This is a genomic window from Neisseria weixii (genome assembly GCF_042658245.1).
GTDB classification, from domain to species: Bacteria; Pseudomonadota; Gammaproteobacteria; order Burkholderiales; family Neisseriaceae; genus Neisseria; species Neisseria weixii.
This window is the reverse complement of the sequence record NZ_JBHSPY010000027.1, coordinates 13,666-29,319: the sequence shown is the minus strand read 5'-3', so window position 1 is coordinate 29,319 and position 15,654 is coordinate 13,666. Positions and strand designations below refer to the sequence as shown.

The 15,654-nt window shown below is 48.9% G+C and carries 13 protein-coding genes and 2 pseudogenes; 10 read left to right on the top strand and 5 right to left on the bottom strand.

All coding sequences use genetic code 11. The annotated features are described in order from the left end of the window. The first annotated feature begins 550 nt into the window (after positions 1-550). From ACFPVS_RS10885 to tadA, 4 genes are all read left to right on the top strand, one after another. Positions 551-1,681: an aminotransferase class V-fold PLP-dependent enzyme gene (locus ACFPVS_RS10885; RefSeq protein WP_123805010.1), complete on the top strand. Its 1,131-nt coding sequence runs from the start codon at positions 551-553 to the stop codon at positions 1,679-1,681. 416 nt (positions 1,682-2,097) lie between these two features. After that, positions 2,098-3,396, top strand: a complete 1,299-nt coding sequence (gene aroA, locus ACFPVS_RS10880; protein ID WP_123805014.1) for a 3-phosphoshikimate 1-carboxyvinyltransferase — start codon at positions 2,098-2,100, stop codon at positions 3,394-3,396. A 237-nt stretch (positions 3,397-3,633) separates the two neighbouring features. Then, on the top strand, positions 3,634-4,584 hold the full coding sequence (gene miaA / locus ACFPVS_RS10875; RefSeq protein WP_096295347.1) for a tRNA (adenosine(37)-N6)-dimethylallyltransferase MiaA: 951 nt from the start codon (positions 3,634-3,636) through the stop codon (positions 4,582-4,584). A 1-nt stretch (position 4,585) separates the two neighbouring features. Next, complete coding sequence (tadA, locus tag ACFPVS_RS10870) at positions 4,586-5,305, top strand: tRNA adenosine(34) deaminase TadA (protein WP_096295348.1); 720 nt, start codon at positions 4,586-4,588, stop codon at positions 5,303-5,305. A 204-nt stretch (positions 5,306-5,509) separates the two neighbouring features. Here the strand turns inward: tadA and ACFPVS_RS10865 are convergent, their stop codons facing one another. Continuing rightward, positions 5,510-6,169 (bottom strand): cytochrome b/b6 domain-containing protein, encoded by a 660-nt coding sequence (locus ACFPVS_RS10865; protein WP_096295349.1) that lies wholly within the window; start codon positions 6,167-6,169, stop codon positions 5,510-5,512. A 75-nt stretch (positions 6,170-6,244) separates the two neighbouring features. On the opposite strand from ACFPVS_RS10865, the gene ACFPVS_RS10860 reads away from it, so the two are divergent. Further along, positions 6,245-7,159 (top strand): NAD(P)H-hydrate dehydratase, encoded by a 915-nt coding sequence (locus ACFPVS_RS10860; protein ID WP_096296127.1) that lies wholly within the window; start codon positions 6,245-6,247, stop codon positions 7,157-7,159. Between the two features lie 143 nt (positions 7,160-7,302). Continuing rightward, positions 7,303-8,245, top strand: a pseudogene (locus ACFPVS_RS10855) (bile acid:sodium symporter family protein). Between the two features lie 150 nt (positions 8,246-8,395). On the opposite strand, the gene bfr (ACFPVS_RS10850) reads toward ACFPVS_RS10855, so the two are convergent. Together bfr (ACFPVS_RS10850) and bfr (ACFPVS_RS10845) are read right to left on the bottom strand one after the other, a co-directional pair. Further along, entirely contained in the window at positions 8,396-8,869 is a 474-nt protein-coding gene (gene bfr / locus ACFPVS_RS10850) for a bacterioferritin (protein WP_123804863.1), read from the bottom strand. Between the two features lie 19 nt (positions 8,870-8,888). Continuing rightward, the gene (gene bfr, locus ACFPVS_RS10845) at positions 8,889-9,353 is read right to left on the bottom strand and encodes a bacterioferritin (RefSeq protein ID WP_096295350.1); all 465 of its coding nucleotides are present in this window, start codon (positions 9,351-9,353) and stop codon (positions 8,889-8,891) included. A gap of 436 nt (positions 9,354-9,789) precedes the next feature. Between bfr (ACFPVS_RS10845) and typA the strand changes: the two genes are divergently transcribed. From typA to ACFPVS_RS10830, 3 genes and pseudogenes are all read left to right on the top strand, one after another. Then, positions 9,790-11,601, top strand: a complete 1,812-nt coding sequence (gene typA / locus ACFPVS_RS10840; protein WP_123804862.1) for a translational GTPase TypA — start codon at positions 9,790-9,792, stop codon at positions 11,599-11,601. Between the two features lie 80 nt (positions 11,602-11,681). Then, complete coding sequence (corA, locus tag ACFPVS_RS10835; protein ID WP_096295351.1) at positions 11,682-12,764, top strand: magnesium/cobalt transporter CorA; 1,083 nt, start codon at positions 11,682-11,684, stop codon at positions 12,762-12,764. A gap of 79 nt (positions 12,765-12,843) precedes the next feature. After that, positions 12,844-13,325, top strand: a pseudogene (locus tag ACFPVS_RS10830) (acyl-CoA thioesterase). Positions 13,326-13,533: 208 nt separating this feature from the next. On the opposite strand, the gene metW reads toward ACFPVS_RS10830, so the two are convergent. Further along, a complete protein-coding gene (gene metW / locus ACFPVS_RS10825) occupies positions 13,534-14,115 on the bottom strand; it encodes a methionine biosynthesis protein MetW (protein WP_378595754.1) in 582 nt (193 codons plus the stop codon). Beyond that, positions 14,112-15,251 carry a homoserine O-succinyltransferase MetX gene (gene metX / locus ACFPVS_RS10820; protein WP_123804860.1) on the bottom strand — a complete coding sequence of 380 codons (1,140 nt, stop codon included), beginning with the start codon at positions 15,249-15,251 and terminating at the stop codon, positions 14,112-14,114. The genes metW and metX overlap by 4 nt, the downstream gene beginning before the upstream one ends. Before the next feature lie 132 nt (positions 15,252-15,383). On the opposite strand from metX, the gene ACFPVS_RS10815 reads away from it, so the two are divergent. After that, positions 15,384-15,584 (top strand): protein MIGRI, encoded by a 201-nt coding sequence (locus tag ACFPVS_RS10815; protein ID WP_096295352.1) that lies wholly within the window; start codon positions 15,384-15,386, stop codon positions 15,582-15,584. Positions 15,585-15,654 lie beyond the last annotated feature (70 nt).

Genomic DNA, 15,654 nt, shown 5'->3' with positions numbered 1-15,654 from the left:
GCTGATTGGGGGAAATACGGACGGGAAACACGTCTGAAAATGAAAAAACGGTTACCTGATTGTTCAGGTAACCGTTTGGATGGGACGGCCGGTATTTTGCAAAGGTCTCAGGCCGTCTGAAATTTCAGACGGCCTAGTAATGAAAGCATAGTTAATAACAAAAAAAGAGCGGTATGACCGTCTTCAAAGCCATACCGCTTAAGTTTGCGACACGCAAGTTGTTAACCCGAAACCTCTTCTGGCACCATCGGCAAGTGCCTGTCGTTGACACCATTAAAAACGCAAGCAAGGCGGTTTGGCTAATTATCTTTTTTGATAATTTGCATTAATTCTACTGATAATTTGTTTAAATATATATTTATTTCAATTACTTAAAATATTCAAAACCATTCAAACCTATTCTATTTCTCGTTTGGAATTTTTTAAAGGGTCTGAAAATCAAGTTCGGGCGGCTTCATTTCATTCATACTGTAAAGTCAGCCTTTTATTTGCCTTTTTTAAATGATATGATTTCCGCACAACATCCAACTACAACGCAAGGAGAAACGCCATGTCTGCTACATTACCCCGCCCGGAAATCGACCCGGACGGTATGCTGGAATATTCGGTGGTATACACTGACCGCGCCCTAAACCACATGTCACAAAAGTTTCAGACGGCCTTACGCTATATTTCCTCTACCTTAAAATCCATTTACCATGCCCGGCACGTTGCCGTGATTCCGGGCAGCGGCACCACCGGCATGGAAGCCGTGGCACGCCAGTTTGTCCGTAATCAAAAATGCCTGATTGTGCGCAACGGCTTTTTCAGCTACCGCTGGACACAAATCATCGAGCAAGGCTGTATTACCGATGACACCAAAGTCTTGACCGCCCGCCAAGCCGACGAATATCAAGCACCTTTCGCACCTGCACCGATTGATGAAGTATGCACCGAAATTGCCAAATACCGTCCAGCTGTAGTATTTGCGCCGCATGTTGAAACCGCGTCCGGCATCATCCTGCCTGACGACTACATCGCCCGCTTAGCCGAAGCCACGCATGAAGCCGGCGGCTTACTGGTCATTGACTGTATTGCCTCAGGTTGCATTTGGCTGGATATGGAAAAACTGGGCATCGACGTGTTGATTTCCGCGCCGCAAAAAGGTTGGAGCGGCTCACCATGTGCCGGCTTGGTGATGTTGAACGAAGCCGCCTACCAAAAAGCACAAGAAACCCAGTCCGACAGCTTCGCCGTAGATTTGAAAAAATGGCTGCAAATCATAGAAGCCTTTGAAAACGGCGGCCATGCTTATCACGCCACTATGCCGACCGACAGTTTGTTCCGCTTGAGCGAAGTCATCCGCGAAGCCGAAGCCATCGGCTTTGAAACCCTGCGTGACCGCCAAACCGAATTGGGCAACAAAATCCGCTGTTTATTGGCCGAACGCGGCTATCCGAGCGTGGCTGCCGAAGGCTTCGAAGCACCGGGTGTTGTGGTGGCCTACACTGATAATCCCGACATTCAAAACGGCAAAGCCTTTATCGCACAAGGTTTGCAAATCGCATCAGGCGTTCCGCTGCAAGTGGGCGAGCGCAGCGATTTCCAAACCTTCCGCTTAGGCTTGTTCGGCTTGGACAAACTGCAAAACACCGACCGCACGGTTGCTTCATTTGCTGATGCCTTGGCTAAAGTGGGCTAAGCGCCATGAATAAAAGGCCGTCTGAAAACAATATCTTTCAGACGGCCTTTTTCAATCTATACACGCTCATCATTTATATTTTATTTATCCAACTTGCGCCATTTTTATGCGTGATTTATCTATTTTCCAATATAAGGCCGAGACCGTTGCAAAATCCCCATCTTTGGCACATTTCTTCGTTGCGCTGCTGGAAAGCCTGCCTATCTTCATGATAGGCCTTTGTTTTCTGTGTTGCTACAACTTTGAACTGCCTTAAATCTGAGGTTTTGCAAAGGTTTCGGGCCGTCTGAAAATTCATTTAGCTTGATTAGAATGGCGAAAACCCACATCAGGCTTGCATACTGCTTATCCGTAATCGGGGCGAACTGTGTATAATGCGTTTATTCTGTTATTCCACCATTTTCATTCCCGACATCATGACCGAATCCATCCGCTTACCCGCTTCCCGCCTCAAACCGTCCACCATTGCCCTGCCCGGCTCTAAAAGCATCAGCAACCGCACTTTGCTGCTGGCCGCATTATCCGACAATGTCTGCGAAATCCGCTCCCTGCTGAAATCCGACGATACCGACCGCATGCTCGAAGCCTTGGATAAACTGGGCGTGAAAATCGAATTTTTAGAAACAGGCCGTCTGAAAGTACACGGCACAGGCGGCGCTTTCCCCAATCGTGAAGCCGATTTGTTCTTGGGCAACGCCGGCACCGCATTCCGTCCGTTAACCGCTGCTTTGGCCGTTTTAGGTGGCAATTACCACTTACACGGCGTGCCGCGTATGCACGAGCGCCCGATTGGCAATTTGGTCGATGCGCTGCGCATTGCCGGTGCCGACATTGAATATCTGGGCAACGAAGGCTATCCGCCGCTGAATATCAACGCGTTTACCGACAACGGCGCGCGCGTGATTCCGATTAAAGGCAACGTATCCAGCCAATTTTTGACCGCGCTGTTGATGGCCTTGCCGCTGACCGGTCAGGCCTTTGAAATCCATATGGTCGGCGAGCTGATTTCCAAGCCCTACATCGACATCACGCTGAAGCTTATGGCGCAGTTCGGCGTGAACGTGGCTAACGAAGACTACCGCTTGTTCAAAATTCCGGCAGATGCGCGTTACCATGCGCCCGATGTTCTGCACGTCGAAGGCGACGCCTCCAGCGCATCTTATTTCTTGGGCGCAGGCCTGATTTCCGGCGCGCCGATACGCGTTACGGGTATCGGTTTGAACAGCATTCAGGGCGACGTGGCTTTTGCGCGCGAATTGGAAAAAATCGGCGCAGGCGTAGTATGGGGGGACGATTTCATCGAAGTTTCGCGTCCCGAAAACCGAATCGTGCAAGCCTTTGATTTGGACGCGAACCATATTCCCGACGCAGCCATGACGCTGGCCGTGATTGCGCTGGCCAGCGGCAAACCCTGCACCCTGCGCAACATCGGCTCATGGCGCGTGAAGGAAACCGACCGCATCGCCGCAATGGCCAATGAATTGCGTAAACTCGGCGCGGAAGTGGTGGAAGAACCTGAAGCCATCCACATCACACCGCCGGCACAATTAAACGCCGATGCTGTCATCAATACCTACGACGACCACCGCGTCGCCATGTGTTTCTCGTTGGTGTCGCTGCTGGGCGTGCCGGTTATCATCAACGACCCGAAATGCACGCACAAAACCTTCCCGACTTATTTTGACGTGTTCGGTGAGATTACCGAAGCATTGTAAGGTTTAATATGTCAAGGCCGTCTGAAACTCAAAACGTTCAGACGGCCTGAGACCTTTGCAAAACTTCAAATTTGAGTACAGTTCGCAGTTAAAGCAGCACAGAAAGCGCAGACATATCATGAAGACAGGCAAGCTTTCGAGCAGCGCATAACGAAGAAATGTGCCAAAGATGGGGATTTTGCAAAGGTCTCAACTTTTTTGTTATAGTTTACCGTTCCCTATTATCTGAATCATTGTATGAACACGCCCAAAGCCTTTGCCATTCTCGGCCCGACCGCCAGCGGCAAAACCGGCCTCGCGCTCAAAATCGCCGAAACCCTGCCCGTGGAAATTATCAGCCTCGACTCCGCGCTGGTGTACCGCGATATGGACATCGGTACCGCCAAGCCTACCGCTGAAGAACGCTCTGCCGTGCCACACCATTTGATTGACATCATTTCGCCGCTGGAAAGCTACAGCGCGGCGGAATTTGTCGCCGATTGCGTGCGCTTGGTCAACGAGATTCATGCGCGTGACAGGCTGCCCTTAATTGTCGGCGGCACCATGATGTATTTCCACGCGCTGACCGAAGGTTTGAACGATTTGCCCGAAGCCGATGCCGCCATCCGCAGCCGGCTTCAAGCCGATAAAGCCGCGCACGGTTTGGCGCATTTGTATCAGCGTTTGCAGGAAATCGATCCCGAAACCGCAGGCCGTCTGAAAGCCAACGACAGCCAGCGCATCGAACGCGCCCTTGAAGTATTTATGCTGACCGGCAAACCCTTAAGCCGACATTTTGCCGAACAATCCGCCTACACGCCGCCGCTGGATTTGTGCACCATTGCGCTGATTCCCGAAAGCCGCGCCTTATTACACGCGCAAATCGGCAAGCGCTTCGGGCAGATGCTGGCACAAGGTTTTTTAGACGAAATGCTGCTGCTCAAAAGCCGCTATCCTGAATTGACGCCCGATTCCACCGCCATGCGCTGCGTCGGCTACCGCCAAGCATGGGATTATCTCGACGGCCTCACCGATTACGACACCTTTGTCGAAAAAGGCATTGTCGCCACCCGCCAACTGGCTAAGCGGCAGCTTACCTGGCTGCACAAAATTCCGTTCGCCCACGCGCTTGATCCTTATAGCGGAGATAATTATCTTCAGACGGCCTTAAACTTAGTGCGCCATCATTTTGACCAACAGGCCGTCTGAAATGAAATTGAGCACTCCGCCCATTGCACCAAAAACTTTAACCGCGCTGAATCGCTTAGGTATTACAACCTTGGCGGATTTGCGTGAAACCGGTTCGGTAAAAGCATTCTTGCTGCTCAAAGCTGCCGGCTGCACCGTCACCCAAAGCACCTTATGGCAACTCGAAGCCCTGCTGCTGGGCGTTGCCGCTACCGATTTAAGTGAGGCGCAAAAAGCGGCATTAAACCAAAAAATCAAGCAGCATATGCCCGTGTCCGTATTCCCTACGCCGTCTGAAATGGCAAGCTTTATGCAGACAGCGTTGCGGCAAGCCGAGCAGTCTGGCCAAACGGGTGAAATTCCCGTCGGCGCAGTGGTGGTACACAACGGCCGAATCATCGCCGCTGCCCACAACACTTGCGTACAAGACTGCAACATCAGCCACCACGCTGAAATCCGCGCTTTGGCACAAGCAGGCGCGGCATTGAATAACTACCGTCTCGACGGCTGTGATATCTACATCACACTCGAACCCTGCGCGATGTGCGCTTCGGCTCTGATTCAGGCGCGGGTAAAACGGGTGATTTTCGGGGCGGTCGAACCGAAAACCGGCGCAGCAGGCAGTGTGTTGAATTTGTTCGAGAACAGCTTATTAAACAAACACACTGCCGTTTTGGGCGGTGTGTTGGCCGATGAATGCCGGAATCTGTTACAGGCTTTTTTTCAAAAAAAACGCGGTTAAACTAAAGGCTGAGACCTTTGCAAAATCCCCATCTTTGACACATTTCTTCGTTATGCGCTCGAAAGCTTACCTGTCTTTATGATATATCTTCGCTTTCTGTGCTGCTATAACTTCGAACTGCACTCAAATCCGCGGTTTTACAAAGGTCTCAGGCCGTCTGAAAGAAAATCTTTCAGACGGCCTTTTTGTTAGCTAAACATCAACTTAGCCGATATTCGCCACAATCGCTACTACAATCACCGCCACCACCAAAGCCGCAACAAATTTGCCGGAACCGGCGAATTTCAGTAACGGCAGCTTGCCTTCCAATTCTTTGCAGCCGGTAATCATCGGCGTAATCAAATTGTGTTTTTTCAAAAACTTATATGCCAAAATGGTGATGATGTGCACTGCGGCCAAAATCAACAGCAGATTGAAGAAACCAAAGTGGATTTTGCGCATGGCCGCACCCGTGCTGCTGCTTACCAGACTGTTTAAATAGCCGTTGAAAATAAACGTGTTGTCATCAGGTAAAAACAAGCCCGTGGTTACCTGCACCAACACCGCACCCAGCAAAGCCAACACCATCAAAGCGCCCAGCGGATTGTGGCCGGGCTGCTCGTTTTCGGTAATTTCGCCTTTAAGGTAGCGGATAATCTGCTTCGGCCCGCGCACAAATCGGCTGAATTTGGCCGTATCGCTGCCCCAAAAACCCCAACACACGCGGAACACCACCAAAGCCAAAACCAACAGGCCGCAGCGCAAATGCCAAGCGAGCAAGTTACCGCCAGTCTCGCCGCTGTACCACATAAAGGCAATGGCCAACACCAGCATCCAGTGAAAAATGCGTGTGGGCAAATCCCAAACTTTGATTTTCTGTTTCATTGTTATGCTCTTTCTTATAAGATGGAGAAGATTTGTGTTTGCCCCATTTTAAACAAATTTGCCGACGGTATCATCATGATTTATCCACCTTATCGAATTCTTAACCCGGAACATCTTTTTCAGACGGCCACACAATTTCCGCATGTGTTCCGCCCGCGCGTGGGCGATTCGCACAAAGGCACTTACGGCACTTTAGCCATAATCGGCGGCGCAGCGGGCATGAGTGGTGCCGTTGTATTGGCGGCTACAGCGGCGGTGTATCAAGGCTGCGGCAAGGTTTGGGCAGGGTTTAACCAAACCGGTTTGCCCTTTGCCGTGATTCCCGAGCGGCCTGAAATCATGCTCTCCACAGCAGGACAACTCTGCCAGCGTACAGATATCGGTGCATGGGTAGTCGGCTGCGGTTTGGGTTTACAGGAAGATGGGGAACACATCATCACATGGGCATTGCAACACACCCGAAATCGGCCTTTATTACTCGATGCCGATGCGCTCACTTTAATTGCCCGCTCACAAACCTACCGCAATATGGCTGAGCAACACGGCCAATTGGTGCTCACGCCGCATCCGGCCGAAGCCGCGCGATTGTTGCAAGCCACCACCGCCGATATTCAGGCCAACCGTATGGAATCGGCAAAAGCCATCAGCCAAACATTCAATGCCATCACTGTATTGAAAGGTCATCAATCCTTGGTCGCCACGCCCGACGGGCAGATTTATACCAACTTCAGCGGCAATGCCGGATTGGCGACGGCAGGCAGCGGCGATGTGTTGAGCGGCATCATCGGCAGCCTATTAACACAGGGTATTGATACGCAAGAAGCCGTTCAAGCCGGTGTGTGGTTGCACGGCGCAGCAGCGGATGTCTTGCGCGACAGCCAAATCGGCGAAATCGGTATGCTGGCCGGCGAAATTGCACCGGTCGCGCGTTGGTTGCGCAATCGGCTTACCAATCAGACAACCAATCCGGTTAAGCTTTGGCATGCTTAGTTATTTCATTATTATCGTAAAGGCCGTCTGAAAACCCAAAAATATATTTTCTGAAAACCCAAAAATATATTTTCAGACGGCCTGTTTTGCATTCTGCCGCTAACGCGTGTATGCTTGCGATTTTTATTTTATTGTCAACAATGATGAACAAACTTACTCAAATCAGCCATTTTATCGGCAAAACCTTTGCTTTTTGGGCAGCCTTATGCGCCATCATCGCGTTTGTTTCCCCTGAAACCTTTAAATGGGTGCTGCAATATGTACCGGTTTTACTCGGCGTGGTGATGTTCGGCATGGGCTTGACGCTCAGCCCTTCGGATTTCAAAATCATTACCCAACACCCGAAAGCCGTGATTATCGGTGTGGTGGCGCAATTCGTGATTATGCCGCTGGTGGCTTATCTGCTGACCCAATTATTTAGTCTGCCGCCCGAAGTGGCCGTTGGTGTGATTTTGGTCGGCTGCTGCCCGGGCGGCACGTCATCCAACGTAATGACTTATCTCGCGCGCGGTAATGTGGCCTTATCGGTGGCTGTAACTTCGATTTCTACTTTATTGGCACCGATTCTCACGCCGATGATTTTTATGCTGCTGGCCAATGAATTACTCGACATCAATGCCACATCGATGTTTGTGTCGATTTTGAAAATAGTGTTACTCCCGATTGTGCTGGGCGTAATTGCGCATACGCTGTTTAAAACCCAAACCGAAAAAGCCGTCGGCATATTGCCGTTGATTTCGGTGATTACGATTACGCTGATTATCGGTGCGGTGGTCGGCGCCAGCAAAGGCAAAATTATTGAAAGCGGCTTGCTGATTTTCGGCGTAGTGGTTCTACACAACGGTATCGGTTATTTGTTGGGCTTTTTGACAGCCAAATTCTGCAAGCTGTCTTACGATGCGCAAAAAACCTTGGCCATCGAAGTGGGTATGCAAAATTCCGGTTTAGGCGCAGCTTTGGCAGCTGCACACTTTGCCGCAGCACCGGTGGTGGCCGTACCGAGCGCACTGTTTAGCGTGTGGCACAATATTTCCGGTTCGCTGCTGGCTTCTTTATTGGGCCGGTAAAGCGGATAAAAATACTTAATACTTGTTAAATGAAAACCAGGCCGTCTGAACGCTCATTGCTTTCAGACGGCCTTTTGATGACTAAAAACCATAAAGAAAACGGCATATCTTCACAGATATACCGTTGATTGGGTTAAGAGAACCGCTATATATGGTAGTGGTTTGTGTTTTAGTCCTCTTGCGCCCCGGTTTGCAGGTAGTTTGCCAAACCGATTTTGGCAATCAGTTCCTGCCGGGTTTCAAGCCAGTCGATTTGCTCTTCGTTGGTATCTTTTTGTTTTTCCAACAAGTCGCGGCTGACGTAATCTTGCTTTTCTTCACACAAGGCAATAGCAGCGACCAAGGCTTCGTGTTTTTCATTTTCTTTGGTCAAATCGCAAGTGATGATTTCTTCGGTGCTCTCGCCAATCAGCAATTTGCCCAATTCTTGCAGGTTCGGCAAGCCTTCCAAAAACAAAATACGCTCAATCAAATCATCGGCAGCTTTCATTTCGATGATGGATTGTTTGTAGAAATGTTTGCCCAAATCTTCAAAGCCCCAGTTTTTGAAAATGCGGGCATGTAAAAAATATTGGTTGATGGTTACCAAAAGCAAGCCTAAGTTTTTATTCAGCTCGCGGATAACTAAACGGTCGCCTTTCATAAATAGCCTCCTCGTTCAATTACATTTGGCTTTGGTAATAATTACCTTCACCAATCAATTCGATCAGGCGCAATTGTTGCTCCAGCCAGTGGGCATGATCTTCTTCGGTGTCTTTCAATTGCTGAATCATCAAGTCGCGGGTAACGTAATCTTGAACTTCTTCACACAATTTGATACCTTTTTTCAGCGTATCGCGCACTTCGTATTCGGTGTTCAAATCTGCTTGCAAGCAGCTTTTTACATCAGTACCGATATTGATATCGGCACGAACCATTTTCGGCGTGCCCCCCAACATCAGAATACGGCGGATGAAGGCTTCGGCGTGTTGGATTTCTTCTTCCATTTCGTGATTCAGACGTTCGAACAATTTGGTGTAGCCCCATTCTGAATACAGACGCGAATGAATGAAATATTGATCGCGGGCGGCCAATTCTCCGGCCAGCAATTCGTTCATATAGTCGATAACTTGTTGATTGCCTTGCATGGTGTTTCCTCTTTTTTGAATGCCGTTTCGGGCAAATGTGTTGGTTTCGGGATTGGATGTAATATATTGTATTGAAGATTGCCGCCCGATACAAATTTTCTATTTAAAATACAAATAATTATCAAAAATATCTTAAAGAAAAAAGGCCGTCTGAAAAAATCAATTGGCTGATTTTTATCACTTTTTGTTGCCATTGGTATTAAGAATCTCTTGCAACGCAATCAGATATTTACATTTTTTAACCATAAATAAAAGCAAATAAAGTAAAAAAATCCATCAAATTTAATTATGAATTATTCTCAACTGCTTTTATACATTATCCTACAACACCATTAGATCCTGCCTGAAAAATATCCGTCTCAACCCGACGGCTTTATTTTTATCGTGCTATAATGTCGAGTTATCTTAAAAATCTTATTAAGGCACGATTTAAGCCATGAAACAAATTCGCAATATTGCCATCATCGCACACGTCGATCACGGCAAAACCACATTAGTTGACCAATTATTACGCCAATCCGGTACATTCCGCGACAACCAGCAGGTTGACGAACGCGTGATGGATAGCGGCGATATCGAAAAAGAGCGCGGCATCACCATCTTGGCTAAAAACACCGCCATCGAATACGAAGGCTACCACATCAACATCGTCGATACCCCGGGGCACGCCGACTTCGGCGGTGAAGTAGAACGTGTATTGGGCATGGTTGATTGCGTGGTGTTGTTGGTTGATGCGCAAGAAGGCCCTATGCCGCAAACCCGTTTTGTGACCAAAAAAGCATTGGCTTTGGGTTTGAAACCGATTGTTGTGATCAACAAAATCGACAAACCAAGCGCCCGCCCAAGCTGGGTAATCGATCAGACTTTCGAACTGTTCGATGCCTTGGGTGCGACTGATGAGCAACTCGACTTCCCAATCGTATACGCTTCCGGCTTAAGCGGCTTTGCCCGTTTGGAAGAAGACGGCACTGAAAACGACATGCGTGTGCTGTTTGAAACCATTTTGAAACACACTCCGGCACCAAACGGCAGCGCCGATGAAACGCTGCAGCTGCAAATTTCCCAACTCGACTACGACAACTACACCGGCCGCTTAGGTATTGGCCGCATTTTGAACGGCCGTATCAAGCCGGGTCAAGTGGTTGCCGTAATGAACCACGACACCCAAGTCGCTCAAGGCCGCATTAACCAATTGCTGGGCTTCAAAGGCTTGGAACGCGTGCCATTGGAAGAAGGCGAAGCCGGTGACATCGTGATTATTTCCGGTATCGAAGACATCGGTATCGGCGTCACCATCACAGAAAAAGACAACCCTAAAGGCCTGCCTATGCTCAGCGTTGACGAACCAACGTTGACTATGGACTTTATGGTAAACACTTCTCCATTGGCCGGCACCGAAGGCAAATTCGTGACTTCGCGCCAAATCCGCGACCGTTTGCAAAAAGAATTGCTGACCAACGTCGCCCTGCGTGTCGAAGATACCGATGATGCCGATATTTTCCGCGTTTCCGGCCGTGGTGAATTGCACTTGACCATTTTGTTGGAAAACATGCGCCGCGAAGGCTACGAATTGGCCGTCGGCAAACCGCGCGTGGTGTACCGCGAAATCAACGGTGAAAAATGCGAGCCTTATGAAAACCTGACCGTTGACGTCCCTGACGACAACCAAGGCGCAGTCATGGAAGAGCTTGGCCGCCGCCGTGGCGAATTGACCAACATGGAAAGCGACGGCAACGGCCGCACCCGCTTGGAATACCACATTCCGGCACGCGGTTTGATCGGCTTCCAAGGTGAATTCATGACCATGACCCGCGGCACCGGCTTGATGAGTCACGTTTTTGATGATTATGCACCGGTGAAAGCCGATATGCCGGGTCGTCACAACGGTGTGTTGGTTTCGCAAGAACAAGGCGAAGCCGTGGCTTATGCCTTGTGGAACTTGGAAGACCGCGGCCGCATGTTTGTGTCTCCGGGCGAAAAAATCTATGAAGGCATGATTATCGGTATCCATAGCCGCGATAACGATTTGGTCGTTAACCCATTAAAAGGTAAAAAACTGACCAACGTACGCGCCAGCGGCACTGACGAAGCCGTGCGCTTGACCACGCCAATCAAGCTGACTTTGGAAGGCGCGGTAGAGTTTATCGACGATGATGAATTGGTAGAAATTACGCCAAAATCCATCCGCCTGCGTAAACGCCACTTGAGCGAACAAGAACGCCGCCGCCACTTCAAAAAATTGGATTAATTTCGATTTAACCATACAAAGGCCGTCTGAAAAGCTATAATGTTTTTTCAGACGGCCTTTTTAATGTTAACTTGTCTATCATGAAGAATCACCCTGCTCACACTACCGAAGGTGAACAGCCCGACACCAATGTCGAGCAAACTGCGCCGCGTAGCAACACCAGCAACGCGCCCAAAGCCGCCATCCACCAAACCTTATATTCTGCCGACAACTTTGCGCAGCATGATTATTTAGCCAAAGGCAAAAAGCTGCCCAAAATCATTGCCGCCGAAGCCGGGCAAACCAATTGGCTGCATTTTATCGGCATCAACAACATCGATCTGCTCAAGCACGCGCTTCAGCCCTATGGCATTCACGAATTGGTGATTGAAGACATTCTCAGCCGCAAGCAACGCCCAAAAATCGAAGATTACGGCCACTATATCTTCATCGCCGCGCAAGTGTACAATTATGGCGCCACCAAGCTGCATTCGGATCAAGTGTATTTGGTAATCGGTAAAGATTTTGTCTTGTCGTTCCAGCAAAAGCCGTTGGGCTTGTTCAGCCAATTCCGCCAGCTTATGCGCCACAACCCCCATCATGTTTTGGATAAAAACGCCGCATTTTTGGCTTATTATTTGCTTGACCGCATTGTGGATGATTATTTCATCGTCTTGGAAGATTACGACAACCGCGTCGAGGCCATCGATAACGCCCTATTCAAAAATGAAAACGACGACACCTTATTAAGCCGCATTCATCGTCTCAAACGCGATGCCGTGCGTCTGCGTCGTACTTTATTGCCCATGCGCGACGTGTTTTACCAGCTTGCCGTACGTGGCGACTACGATATTTTCAAAGGCGAGTCTACCGTTTACCTGCGCGACGTGTACGATCATAATTTGCAGCTGATCGAAACGTTGGAAGCCTCGCGCGACATGGTCGTCAGCATGATGGACGTGTATTTGTCGTTCCAATCCAACCGCCTGAACCAGCAAATGCGCGTATTAACCGTCATCACCATTATATTTATGCCCCTAACCGTGATTACCGGCACTTATGGCATGAACTTCGACAATATGCCCGAATTGCATTGGTATTACGGCTATTACGCCGTGCTTGGCCTAATGGCGACGATTATCATCGGCCTGTTGATTTTCTTCTCCCGTAGAAAATGGTTATAACAAAATTTACAAATTAAATTGGATTTTATTTTTTAATTTATTATAATTATTAAATCTATAGCAAACATAAGCCATCAATATGGAAAATACCCAACGCCAAGCATCACACGAATTGATCATGTCCGAACTGATGATGCCCGATACTGCCAACTTCAGCGGCAACGTTCACGGCGGCGATTTACTGCGTCTGCTCGACCAAGTGGCCTACTCGTGCGCCAGCCGTTACAGCGGCTACTATTGCGTCACCCTTTCCTGCGACCGCGTGTTGTTTAAAGAGCCGATTCTCACATTGGTGAACTGGTCACCTTCTACGGCAGCGTCAACTACACCGGCCGAACATCCATGGAGATAGGCATCCGTGTCGAAGCGCAAAACATCCGCACCGGCGTCATCCGCCACACCAACAGCTGTTATTTCACCATGGTCGCCATGGAAAACGGCAAAACGGTTGAAATTCCGCAATTGGAAGTGAAAACCGAATTACAACGCTGCCGCTGGGAAAAAGCCAAAAAACGCAAAGAAATGAGCTTGCAAAGCAGCAAGATTTCTTGCGAATCTTAACTACAGGTTTCTTTAAACCCCATTGACAATGCCGTCTGAAGCTTTTCAGACGGCATTGTTTTATATCATTAAAATAACGAGACTGTTGCAACACCCGAAATGCCTCAGAAATCTTCATTCCATCATTATTGGATTCAATCCGATAATTCAATACAAAAGGATCGAGACCGTCTGAAAAACATTTTTCAGACGGTCTCGATATTTCTACTCAACCTACACGGTAAAACGCCAAACTGCCCAACAAATTCGGCAAATATTTCACCTGCTTACTACCGGCCATCACTGCGCGTTCCTGCACACGGATTTTGTTTTTGGCACACAGCAAATCAAAATCTTTGAGCGTACACCAATGGATATTCGGCGTATTGTACCAATGATAAGGCATGCGTTCCGACACCGGCATATGGCCGCCCAACGCGATTTGAATGCGGTTGCGCCAATAGCCGAAATTCGGGAAACTGACGATGGCCTGCTTGGATACGCGCATCAGGCTTTGCAAAATCAATTCGGTATTCTGCATGGCCTGAATGGTTTGGCTCAACACAATCATATCAAACGAATTGTCACCAAACTCTTCCAAACCGCGCTCCAAATCGGCCTGAATCACGTTCACACCGCGTGCCATGGCGGCAATGATGCTGTCGGTGTCGATTTCAATGCCGTAACCGCTGCAATTTTTATGCGCCACCAACGCAGCCAGCAATTCACCGTCGCCGCAGCCCAAATCCAATACGCGGCTGCCTTCAGGAATCCAGTCATAAATCAATTGTAAATCATCGCGTAAATTCATGATTGAACCTCCTTGGCAACATTGTTCATGTAAGCGGCAACGGCGCGGATGTAGGCCTCGTCTTCCATCAAAAAGGCATCGTGGCCGTGGTTGGACTGCACTTCAATATACTGCACCGATTTGCGTGCAGCAATCAGCGCTTTGGCCAACTCTTTCGAGCGCTCGGGCGCAAAACGCCAGTCGGTGCTGAAGCTGGCAACAAAAAATTTGGCCTGCACGTTTTGCAGCGCTTTGCTCAGATTGTTATTAAAATCGGCCGCCGGATCAAAATAATCCAAGGCTTTGGTCATCAATAAATAGGTGTTGGCATCAAAATGTCCGGCAAACTTATCGCCTTGATAGCGCAAATACGATTCGACTTCAAACTCTACGCCGTAACCATATTGATAGCCGTCCGAATGCAGCTCGCGGCCGAATTTTTTGCCCAAACCTTCTTCCGCCAGATAAGTAATATGCCCCATCATACGGGCGATGCGCAGGCCGCGGGTCGGGATTTTTTGCTCGCGTGCGTAGTGTCCGTCATTAAAATCAGGGTCGGTCAAAATAGCCTGTCGTGCAACGTCGTTAAACGCAATGTTTTGTGTGGAAAGTTTCGGCGCAGAAGCAATCACCAAAGCATGGCGCACGCGCTCGGGGAAATCAATTGTCCATTGCAATGCTTGCATACCGCCCAAGCTGCCGCCGACAACCGCCGACCATTGTTGAATACCCAAAGCATCGGCCAACATCGCTTGCGATTTCACCCAGTCTTTGACCGTTACCACCGGAAAATCAGCACCATAATCTTGGCCGGTTGCCGGGTTTTCCGACAAAGGCCCCGTCGTGCCGTGGCAGCCACCCAAATTGTTCAACCCGACCACAAAAAAACGCTCGGTATCAATCGGCTTGCCGGGGCCGACCATGTTGTCCCACCAGCCGGGATATTTATCTTCTGCGGTATGGTAGCCGGCCACATGATGATTGCCCGACAAAGCATGGCAAATCAATACCGCATTGGATTTTTCCGCATTCAGCTCGCCATAGGTCTCAATCATCAAATCAAAACGCGGCAAAGTCTGGCCGTTGACCAGTACAAAGGGCGCTTCAAATGCAATTTTTCGGGGGGTTACAATGCCCAACGAGCCATTTTTATTCATGATTATTCCAAGGGTGATGCAAAAAATGTATTATAGCGTTTAGCCAACATTTTGACATATCCTGTCCATAAAATTCCTTTACAGCCTTCTTTCAGACGGCCTTATTCTAAGAAATCACCAAAGAGCCACCCCATGATAGGCCGCCTGCTGCGAATTTTTTTCCTTTTTGCCATTATTGCCCTGATTATCAACCGTCTGTTCAACCGCAAGCAGAAACGTGCCATGCGCGAAGTGGCACAAATCAGTGCGTGGGTATTGGCGGGCGCCTCGGTAGCAACACTGATTTGGTATTTGATTATGCTGTATTTCAAGCATATCCCGAACAGTTATTAATGATGCAAAGGCCGTCTGAACAGCCTTTATCCAAGACAAATCTGCGAAAAAATGCTATGCTTTCTCTTTT

Coding starts and splice junctions, on each gene's coding strand:
- ACFPVS_RS10885 (WP_123805010.1), top strand. CDS start 551: ATGTCTGCTACATTACCCCGCCCGGAAATCGACCCGGACGGTATGCTG.
- aroA (WP_123805014.1), top strand. CDS start 2,098: ATGACCGAATCCATCCGCTTACCCGCTTCCCGCCTCAAACCGTCCACC.
- miaA (WP_096295347.1), top strand. CDS start 3,634: ATGAACACGCCCAAAGCCTTTGCCATTCTCGGCCCGACCGCCAGCGGC.
- tadA (WP_096295348.1), top strand. CDS start 4,586: ATGAAATTGAGCACTCCGCCCATTGCACCAAAAACTTTAACCGCGCTG.
- ACFPVS_RS10865 (WP_096295349.1), bottom strand. CDS start 6,169: ATGAAACAGAAAATCAAAGTTTGGGATTTGCCCACACGCATTTTTCAC.
- ACFPVS_RS10860 (WP_096296127.1), top strand. CDS start 6,245: ATGATTTATCCACCTTATCGAATTCTTAACCCGGAACATCTTTTTCAG.
- bfr (WP_123804863.1), bottom strand. CDS start 8,869: ATGAAAGGCGACCGTTTAGTTATCCGCGAGCTGAATAAAAACTTAGGC.
- bfr (WP_096295350.1), bottom strand. CDS start 9,353: ATGCAAGGCAATCAACAAGTTATCGACTATATGAACGAATTGCTGGCC.
- typA (WP_123804862.1), top strand. CDS start 9,790: ATGAAACAAATTCGCAATATTGCCATCATCGCACACGTCGATCACGGC.
- corA (WP_096295351.1), top strand. CDS start 11,682: ATGAAGAATCACCCTGCTCACACTACCGAAGGTGAACAGCCCGACACC.
- metW (WP_378595754.1), bottom strand. CDS start 14,115: ATGAATTTACGCGATGATTTACAATTGATTTATGACTGGATTCCTGAA.
- metX (WP_123804860.1), bottom strand. CDS start 15,251: ATGAATAAAAATGGCTCGTTGGGCATTGTAACCCCCCGAAAAATTGCA.
- ACFPVS_RS10815 (WP_096295352.1), top strand. CDS start 15,384: ATGATAGGCCGCCTGCTGCGAATTTTTTTCCTTTTTGCCATTATTGCC.